The organism is Cellulosimicrobium cellulans, from assembly GCF_001722485.1.
Classification (GTDB): Bacteria; Actinomycetota; Actinomycetes; order Actinomycetales; family Cellulomonadaceae; genus Cellulosimicrobium; species Cellulosimicrobium cellulans_A.
In genome coordinates this window covers 1-8,035 of record NZ_LWGL01000146.1, presented here as the reverse complement: position 1 = coordinate 8,035, position 8,035 = coordinate 1, and the positions used below count along the sequence as shown (strand labels likewise).

At 73.9% G+C, this 8,035-nt stretch carries 6 protein-coding genes; all 6 read left to right on the top strand.

Translation table 11 applies throughout. The annotated features are described in order from the left end of the window. A partial coding sequence (locus JZ5iCDA_RS13745) for an FtsX-like permease family protein (RefSeq protein ID WP_216093451.1) occupies positions 1 to 1,591 on the top strand: 1,591 nt, incomplete at its 5' end. A 40-nt stretch (positions 1,592 to 1,631) separates the two neighbouring features. Continuing rightward, on the top strand, positions 1,632 to 2,588 hold the full coding sequence (locus JZ5iCDA_RS13740; RefSeq protein ID WP_069387682.1) for an ABC transporter ATP-binding protein: 957 nt from the start codon (positions 1,632 to 1,634) through the stop codon (positions 2,586 to 2,588). Continuing rightward, entirely contained in the window at positions 2,585 to 3,292 is a 708-nt protein-coding gene (locus JZ5iCDA_RS13735) for an ABC transporter ATP-binding protein (RefSeq protein WP_253182097.1), read from the top strand. The genes JZ5iCDA_RS13740 and JZ5iCDA_RS13735 overlap by 4 nt, the downstream gene beginning before the upstream one ends. Positions 3,293 to 3,349: 57 nt before the next feature. Then, positions 3,350 to 5,161 carry a BCCT family transporter gene (locus JZ5iCDA_RS13730; RefSeq protein WP_083260016.1) on the top strand — a complete coding sequence of 604 codons (1,812 nt, stop codon included), beginning with the start codon at positions 3,350 to 3,352 and terminating at the stop codon, positions 5,159 to 5,161. Between the two features lie 314 nt (positions 5,162 to 5,475). Further along, positions 5,476 to 7,386, top strand: coding sequence for a translational GTPase TypA (gene typA / locus JZ5iCDA_RS13725; RefSeq protein ID WP_069387680.1), 1,911 nt, complete (start codon positions 5,476 to 5,478; stop codon positions 7,384 to 7,386). Positions 7,387 to 7,388: 2 nt separating this feature from the next. Beyond that, positions 7,389 to 8,035 (top strand): PIG-L family deacetylase (locus tag JZ5iCDA_RS13720; RefSeq protein ID WP_253182096.1); only part of this gene is annotated, 647 nt, incomplete at its 3' end.

The following is an 8,035-nucleotide window of genomic DNA, read 5'->3' as shown; positions in this document are numbered from 1 at the left end:
GGCCGCCGCGGTCCTCGCGGTGCCACCGGCTGCCGGCGGCGGCGCCGTCGGCGCGGCCACGGTCGTCCCCGCCCTGCTCGTCGCGCTCACCCCGGCCGCGCTGTTCGCGCTCACCACCTCGCCCGCCGGGCTGCGCGAGTCCCGGTCCGACCTCGGGACGGCGCGCAGCCGGTGGCGCACCCTCACCGACCTGCTCGTGGTCGCGGCGGCCGCCGTCTCGGTCGTGCTGCTCCTGCAGCGCGGCGTCGTCGTGGGTGGCACGGCCGACGACGACGACGCCGTGACGACGACGCGCGAGGTTCTGGGGGCCGGGGGCGTCGACCCGCTCCTCGCCGCGGCGCCCCTCCTGCTCGCGCTCGCGACGTGCGTCGTCGTGCTGCGCGTGTACCCGCTGCCCGTGCGCGCCCTCGAGCGCGTGTTCCGCGCCCGTCGCGACCTCGTGCCGTTCCTCGGCGCCGCCCGGACGGTGCGCGACCCCGCGGGCGGCGTCGTCCCGGCGCTCGCGCTCGTCGTCGGCGTCGCGGTCGCGATGTCGTCGGGCGTGCTCTGGTCGAGCGTCCGCTCCGGGGTCGAGACGATCGCGTGGGGAGAGGTGGGCGCCGACGTGCGCGTCAGCGGGCCGATCGTCGACGAGGAGGTGGCGGCGGAGCTGCGCGGGATCGACGGCGTGGCCGAGGTCGCGACCGTGACCGACGCCGGGGAGCTCCCCCTGCGCCTCGGCGTCTCGGGCGAGCGCGTCACGGTCCTCGCCGTCGACGCCGACGCCCTCGCCGCCGTGCAGGCGGACGTCCCGGGCGCGCAGGCCCTGCCCTCGGCGCTCGCGTCGCCGGGCGAGCGGCTGCCCGCGGTCGTGTCCGGCACGCTGGGCGTGCCCGTCGGGGCGGACGACGTGACGCTCGTCGGGTCCGAGGGCGTGCCGGTCGACGTGCTCGCCGCGACGGGGCCGGTCCCCGGCCTGCCCGCCCGCACGTTCGTCGTGGTCGACGCCGGGCTCGCGTCAGAGGCGCTCGACGTGACGTTCCGGCCGCGGCTCGCACTGCTGTCGCTCGAGGAAGGCGCCGACCCGGCCGCCGTCCGCGCGGCCGTCGCCGAGGTGCTCCCGCGGTCGGCCATCACCAGCCCGGACGTGATCTCCGCGGACCTGCTCGACTCGCCCGCGGCCGACGGCATGAACCGGGCGTTCGTCGTCGCGATCGCGCTGTCCGGGCTGCTGTGCGCGGCCGCCGTCGTCATGACGCTCATGATCGGCGCGCCCGCGCGCGACCGCCTCGTCGCAGTCCTGCGCACGCTGGGCCTCGAGCGCCGCCGCACGCGCGGGCTCGTGGCCTGGGAGATCGGTCCGTGGGTCCTCGCGTCCGTCGTCGTCGGCGCCGGTCTCGGCGTGGCGATCCCGGCGCTCGTGCTCGCGACCGTCGACGTGACGCCGTTCACGGGCGGCGACGCGAGCCCGCCGCTGACCGCCGACCCCGCGTTGCTCGGGGCCGTCGTCGGCGGCTTCGTCCTCGTGGTCGCCGCGGCGGTCGCGGTGTCCACGGCGCTGAGCCGGCGCACGAACCTCGCGGCCCAGCTGCGCATCGGTGAGGAGAGGTGACATGACGACCTGGACCGGAGTCGACGAGCCGGACGCCGGGATGGACCTCGACGCGCGACCCGCCTCGCGGGGCGCGGCGCGCGCGGCGTCCACGGAGCCGGACATCCTGTGCCAGGACCTCGTGCGGATCTTCTCCGCCGACGGCGTCGAGGTGCAGGCGTTGCAGGGCCTCGACCTGCGCATCGACCCGGGCGAGCTCGTCGCCATCGTCGGCGCGTCGGGGTCGGGGAAGTCGACGCTGCTGACCATCCTGTCCGGGCTGGACCGGCCGACGGGCGGGTCCGCGGTCGTCGCGGGAACCGACCTGCTGACCATGGGGCGGCGCGAGCGCGTGCGCTACCAGCGGCGCACCGTCGGGTTCGTGTGGCAGCAGACGAGCCGCAACCTCCTGCCGTACCTCACCGCGGCCGAGAACGTCGCCGTGCCGCTCACGCTCGCCGGCGACCTCTCGGCCCGCGATCGGCAGGCACGCGTCGACGGGCTGCTGGAGCTGCTCGAGATCGGGCATGTGCGCGACCGCCGCCCCGACCAGATGTCGGGCGGCGAGCAGCAGCGGACCGCGCTCGCCGTGGCGGTGGCGAACGCGCCGCGCGTCCTGCTCGCGGACGAGCCGACGGGCGAGCTCGACGAGGCGACGTCCGTCGAGGTGCTCGAGGCGATGCGGGGGGTCAACGCCGAGCTGGGCGTCACGACGCTCATCGTCACGCACGACCCCACCGTCTCCGACCACGTGCTCCGCACCGTGCAGATCCGCGACGGCCGCACGTCGACCGAGGTGCTGCGCCGCACGGAGGTGGACGAGCACGGCTCCGAGCGGCACGTGGCGGAGGAGTTCGCCGTGCTCGACCGCGTCGGGCGGCTGCAGCTGCCGCCGGACTTCGTGGCGAGCCTCGACCTGCGCGACCGCGTGCGCCTCGCGCTCGAGACGGACCACGTGGGCGTGTGGCCCGACGCGCGCGGACGGACGGACGGGACCGGCGAGGGGAGCGAGCGGTGAGCGGGACGGTGGGGACGGTGGGGACGGCCGCGCTGCGGGCGCGGGGCGTCGGACGCGTGTTCGGGCGCGGCGCGAGCGAGGTGCACGCGCTGAGCGACGTGAGCCTCGCGGTGCACCCGGGCGAGCTCCTCGTGGTGCGGGGGCCGTCGGGCTCGGGCAAGACGACGCTGCTCAACATCCTCGGCGGGCTCGACCGCCCCACGAGCGGCGACGTCGTCCTCGCGGGGGACCGCACGCTGTCGGCGATGCGCGAGCGCGACGTCCTCGACGTCCGGCGCCGCGAGATCGGGTACGTCTTCCAGTCCTTCGGCCTCGTGCCGGTGCTCTCGGCCGCCGAGAACGTCGAGGTGCCGCTGCGGCTGCAGGGCGTCGAGCCGCGCGAGCGCGCGGACCGCGTCGAGCGCGCGCTGGCGCTCGTCGGGCTCGAGGGCCACGCGGCGCAGCGCCCGTACGAGCTGTCGGGCGGGCAGCAGCAGCGCGTCGGGATCGCCCGCGCGCTCGTCGCCGAGCCGGCGGTCCTCATCGCGGACGAGCCCACGGGGCAGCTCGACTCGGGCACCGCGGAGACCGTGATGGATCTCGTCCGCGAGGTGGTCCACGCGCGGGGCGTCGCGGCGGTCGTCTCGACGCACGACCCGCTGCTCATGCAGCGGGCGGACCGCGTCGTCGAGCTCCACGACGGGCGGGTGGTCCTGCCGGTCTGACCCGTCGGGCGGCGTGCCTGGCTTGCTACCGGCTCGCGTCACCGGAAACCTGGGCGTATGAGCAGCACCGAGAACTCCTCCGCAGCAGGCTCCGGACCGGACCCGGACCGGTCCGACGGGAACCCTGTCGGTGACACGACGACGGCGGCACCGGCGGCGGAGGGGGGCGCCGCGCTGTCACCGCCTCCGGCGGGTGGCGTCGACGCGCGGAGCGGACGCCCCGACCCCCGGGTCTTCTACCCGGCAGCCGGCATCATCCTGCTGTTCGTCCTGCTCACGGTGTTCTTCGCCGACGCGATGAGCACCGTGATGGAGACGCTCCAGCGCGACGTGATCGGCGTGTTCGGCTGGTACTACGTCCTCATCGTCGCGGGGTTCGTCGTGCTCGCCCTCTGGATGGGTCTGAGCCGCTTCGGCGACATCGTGCTGGGTAAGGACGAGGAGGAGCCGCTGTTCCGGCTCCCGGTGTGGTTCGCCATGCTCTTCGCGACCGGCATGGGCATCGGTCTCGTCTACTGGGGGGCCGCCGAGCCGCTGTCGCACTACGTCGATCCGAAACCCGGTGTCACGGGCGGCGACCCGGCGCTCGCTCAGGCCGCGATGGGCCAGAGCTACCTCCACTGGGGCATCCACGCCTGGGCCATCTACGTCGTCGCCGGCCTCGCGCTCGCGTACTCGATCCACCGCAAGGGCCGGCCCGTGTCGATCCGCTGGGCGCTCGAGCCGATCCTCGGCGACCGCGTCAAGGGCTGGCTCGGCAACGTGATCGACATCGTCGCGATCGTCGGCACCGTGTTCGGCGTCGCGACCTCGCTCGGGTTCGGCGTCATGCAGATCGCCGCCGGGCTGGGCTTCCTCGACGTCGCCGAGCCGAGCCTGGGCCTCGAGATCGGGCTGATCGCCGCGATCACCGTGGTCGCCACGTTCTCGGTCGTGTCGGGCCTCGGCAAGGGCATCAAGTGGCTGTCGAACGGCAACATGGTCCTCGCCGGGGTCGTCGCCGTGCTCGTGCTCGTGCTGGGTCCGACGCTCTTCCTCCTGCGCGAGTGGGTCCAGTCGCTCGGCTACTACCTGCAGAACATCCTGCGGCTGACCTTCGACACGACCGCCTTCCAGGGCGCCGTGGGGCTCGAGTGGCAGTCCTCGTGGACGATCTTCTACTGGGGCTGGTGGATCTCCTGGGCGCCGTTCGTCGGCGTCTTCATCGCACGCATCTCGCGCGGGCGCACGGTCCGCGAGTTCGTCCTCGGCACGCTGCTCGTCCCGACGATCGTCACGACCCTGTGGTTCGCCATCTTCGGTGGCTCGAGCCTGTACCGCGAGCTCACCGTCCCGGGCAGCATGCTCGACGACGGGGCGGTCAACCAGGACACCGTGCTGTTCCAGCTCCTCGGCGACCTGCCGCTCTCCGCGGTCCTGACGGTCGCGGCGATCATCCTCATCGTCGTCTTCTTCGTCACCTCGTCCGACTCGGGTTCGCTCGTCGTCGACATGCTCGCGTCCGGCGGGAACCCGAACCCGCCCACGTGGAGCAGGATCTTCTGGGCGGTGCTGCAGGGCCTCCTCGCGATCGCGCTCCTGCTCGCCGGCGGGCTCCAGGCGCTGCAGACCGCGGCGATCCTCATCGCGCTGCCGTTCTCCGTCGTGATGATCGGCATGGCCGTCGCGACGATCAAGGTGCTCCGGATCGAGCACGCCGCGATGCTGCGCGTCGAGCGCCGGCAGGCACGCGCGGCGCTCGCGGAGCACGTGACGACGCGCGTCACCGAGTCGATCTCGGAGCAGTGGGAGGAGCTGTACCCCGACCGGCCGAACCGGTGGCGGACGCTGGTCCGTCGGCCGACCGGACGAGGGTCCAAGCCGTCGTGACGCCGGGGGCCGTGTGACGCCGGGGGCGAGTGTCACGGTGTGATGACGAACACGTCTCGAAAGGGTCTCGGAGTCCGGCCCCCGGTATCGCGGCGGCCGGTCGCGGGAGACGATCCCGGCAGGCGGGTGTACGGGCAACGGCGCCGCGTACGCTCGCCGCAACGCCGCCGGGTGCGACCCGGTAGGATAGCCGTGCCCGGGTGACGGCCCGTGCGCACTCCCGGAACAGCCGCGGCCCGCACACGGCCGGACCGGCACAGGAGCGGCGTCGTCCGTCCGTCGCCCCCGTCGACCCCACGAAATGAGAACCGTAGATGTCTGTGCGCTCCGACCTGCGCAACGTGGCGATCGTCGCCCACGTCGACCACGGCAAGACCACGCTCGTCGACGCCATGCTGCGGCAGTCCGGCGCCTTCTCGGCCCACCAGCAGGTCGACGACCGCGTCATGGACTCCGGTGACCTCGAGCGCGAGAAGGGCATCACCATCCTCGCGAAGAACACCGCCGTCCGGTACGCCGGGCCGGCGGCCGCGGCGGTCGGCGAGCCCGACGGGATCACCATCAACGTCATCGACACCCCCGGCCACGCCGACTTCGGCGGCGAGGTCGAGCGCGGCCTGTCGATGGTCGACGGCGTCGTCCTGCTCGTGGACGCGAGCGAGGGCCCGCTGCCGCAGACGCGCTTCGTGCTGCGCAAGGCGCTCGCCGCGAAGCTGCCGGTCATCGTCGTCGTGAACAAGGTCGACCGCCCGGACTCCCGCATCACGGAGGTCGTGGCCGAGACGACCGACCTGCTCCTGGGCCTCGCGAGCGACCTGGCGGACGAGGTCCCGGACCTCGACCTCGACGCGATCCTCGACGTGCCCGTCGTCTACGCGTCCGCGAAGGCGGGCCGCGCGTCGCTCGACCAGCCGCTCGACGGCCAGCTCCCGGCGAACGAGGACCTCGAGCCGCTCTTCACCACGATCCTCGAGAAGATCCCCGCGCCGACGTTCGAGGAGGGCGCGCCGCTCCAGGCGCACGTGACCAACCTCGACGCGTCGCCGTTCCTCGGCCGCCTCGCGCTCCTGCGCGTCTTCAACGGCACGCTGCGCAAGGGCCAGGTCGTCGCCTGGGCGCGCCAGGACGGCACGATGCAGAACGTCAAGATCACCGAGCTCCTCGAGACGAAGGCGCTCGACCGCGTGCCCACGGAGTCCGCCGCCCCCGGCGACATCGTCGCCGTCGCCGGCATCGCCGACATCACGATCGGCGAGACGCTCACCGACCCCGACGACCCGCGCCCGCTCCCGCTCATCACCGTCGACGACCCGGCGATCTCGATGACGATCGGGATCAACACCTCCCCGCTCGCCGGCAAGGGCGGCAAGGGCCACAAGGTCACCGCGCGCCAGGTCAAGGACCGCCTCGACGCCGAGCTCGTCGGCAACGTGTCGCTGCGCGTCCTGCCGACCGACCGCCCCGACGCGTGGGAGGTGCAGGGCCGCGGCGAGCTCGCGCTCGCGATCCTCGTCGAGCAGATGCGCCGCGAGGGCTTCGAGCTCACCGTCGGCAAGCCGCAGGTCGTCACGCGCACGATCGACGGCAAGACCCACGAGCCGATGGAGCGCATGACGATCGACGTGCCCGAGGAGTACCTCGGCGCGGTCACGCAGCTCATGGCGCAGCGCAAGGGCCGCATGGAGACGATGTCGAACCACGGCACCGGCTGGATCCGCATGGAGTTCATGGTGCCCGCGCGCGGCCTCATCGGGTTCCGCACGCGCTTCCTCACCGAGACGCGCGGCACGGGCATCGCGTCCTCGATCTCCGAGGGGTTCGAGCCCTGGGCCGGCCCCATCGAGACCCGCACCACGGGCTCGCTCGTCGCCGACCGCGCCGGCAAGGTGACCCCGTTCGCGATGATCAACCTCCAGGAGCGCGGCTCGTTCTTCGTCGACCCCACGCAGGAGGTCTACGAGGGCATGATCGTCGGCGAGAACTCGCGCAACGAGGACATGGACGTGAACATCACCAAGGAGAAGAAGCTCACGAACATGCGGTCCTCGACGGCCGACAACTTCGAGAACCTCATCCCGCCGCGCCACCTCACGCTCGAGGAGTCGCTCGAGTTCGCGCGCGAGGACGAGTGCGTCGAGGTGACGCCGGAGGTCGTGCGCATCCGCAAGGTGCTGCTCGACCAGACCGAGCGCGCCCGCGCGGTCTCCCGCGCCAAGCGCGCCTGACGGTGCACGCCGAGGCCGGGCCCGGGGGCGCACCCGCCGGCGCCCGGCCCGTCGTGCCCGACGGCGGCCTGGTCGCCGTGCACGCGCACCCGGACGACGAGACGCTCGCCACCGGCGCGCTGCTCGCCACCTGGGCGGCGGCGGGGGAGCGCGTCACCGTCGTCACGTGCACGCGCGGAGAACGCGGCGAGGTCATCGACACGCCGTCGCACCCGACGGGCGTCGGGCGGCTCGAGGGGGACGGTCCGGCGCTCGCCGCGCACCGCGAGGGCGAGCTCGCGGCCGCGCTCTCTGCGCTCGGCGTGCGCGACCACGTGTTCCTCGACGCCGCCGGCGAGCCCGCCGCGCGGTACACCGACTCCGGCATGGCGTGGGCGGCGCCCGGCATCGCGCGCGCCACGGCCGAGGCACAGCTGCCCGCCGGGGCGTTCGTCGGGGTCCCGCTCGACGAGGCGGCGACCCGGCTGGCGGCCGTGCTGCGCGCGCGGCGTCCGGCCGTCGTCGTCACGTACGAGGACGGGGGCGGCTACGGCCACCCCGACCACGTGCGCACGCACGAGGTGACCGTGCGTGCCCTCGAGCTCCTCGCCGGCTCCGGCGAGGACGTGCCCGCGCTGTGGCAGGCCGTCGCGCCCGAGTCGGCGGTGCG

What these genes read in the sequence shown, in the direction of transcription:
- JZ5iCDA_RS13740 (WP_069387682.1), top strand. Translation starts at nt 1,632, where the DNA reads ATGGACCTCGACGCGCGACCCGCCTCGCGGGGCGCGGCGCGCGCGGCG.
- JZ5iCDA_RS13730 (WP_083260016.1), top strand. Translation starts at nt 3,350, where the DNA reads ATGAGCAGCACCGAGAACTCCTCCGCAGCAGGCTCCGGACCGGACCCG.
- typA (WP_069387680.1), top strand. Translation starts at nt 5,476, where the DNA reads ATGTCTGTGCGCTCCGACCTGCGCAACGTGGCGATCGTCGCCCACGTC.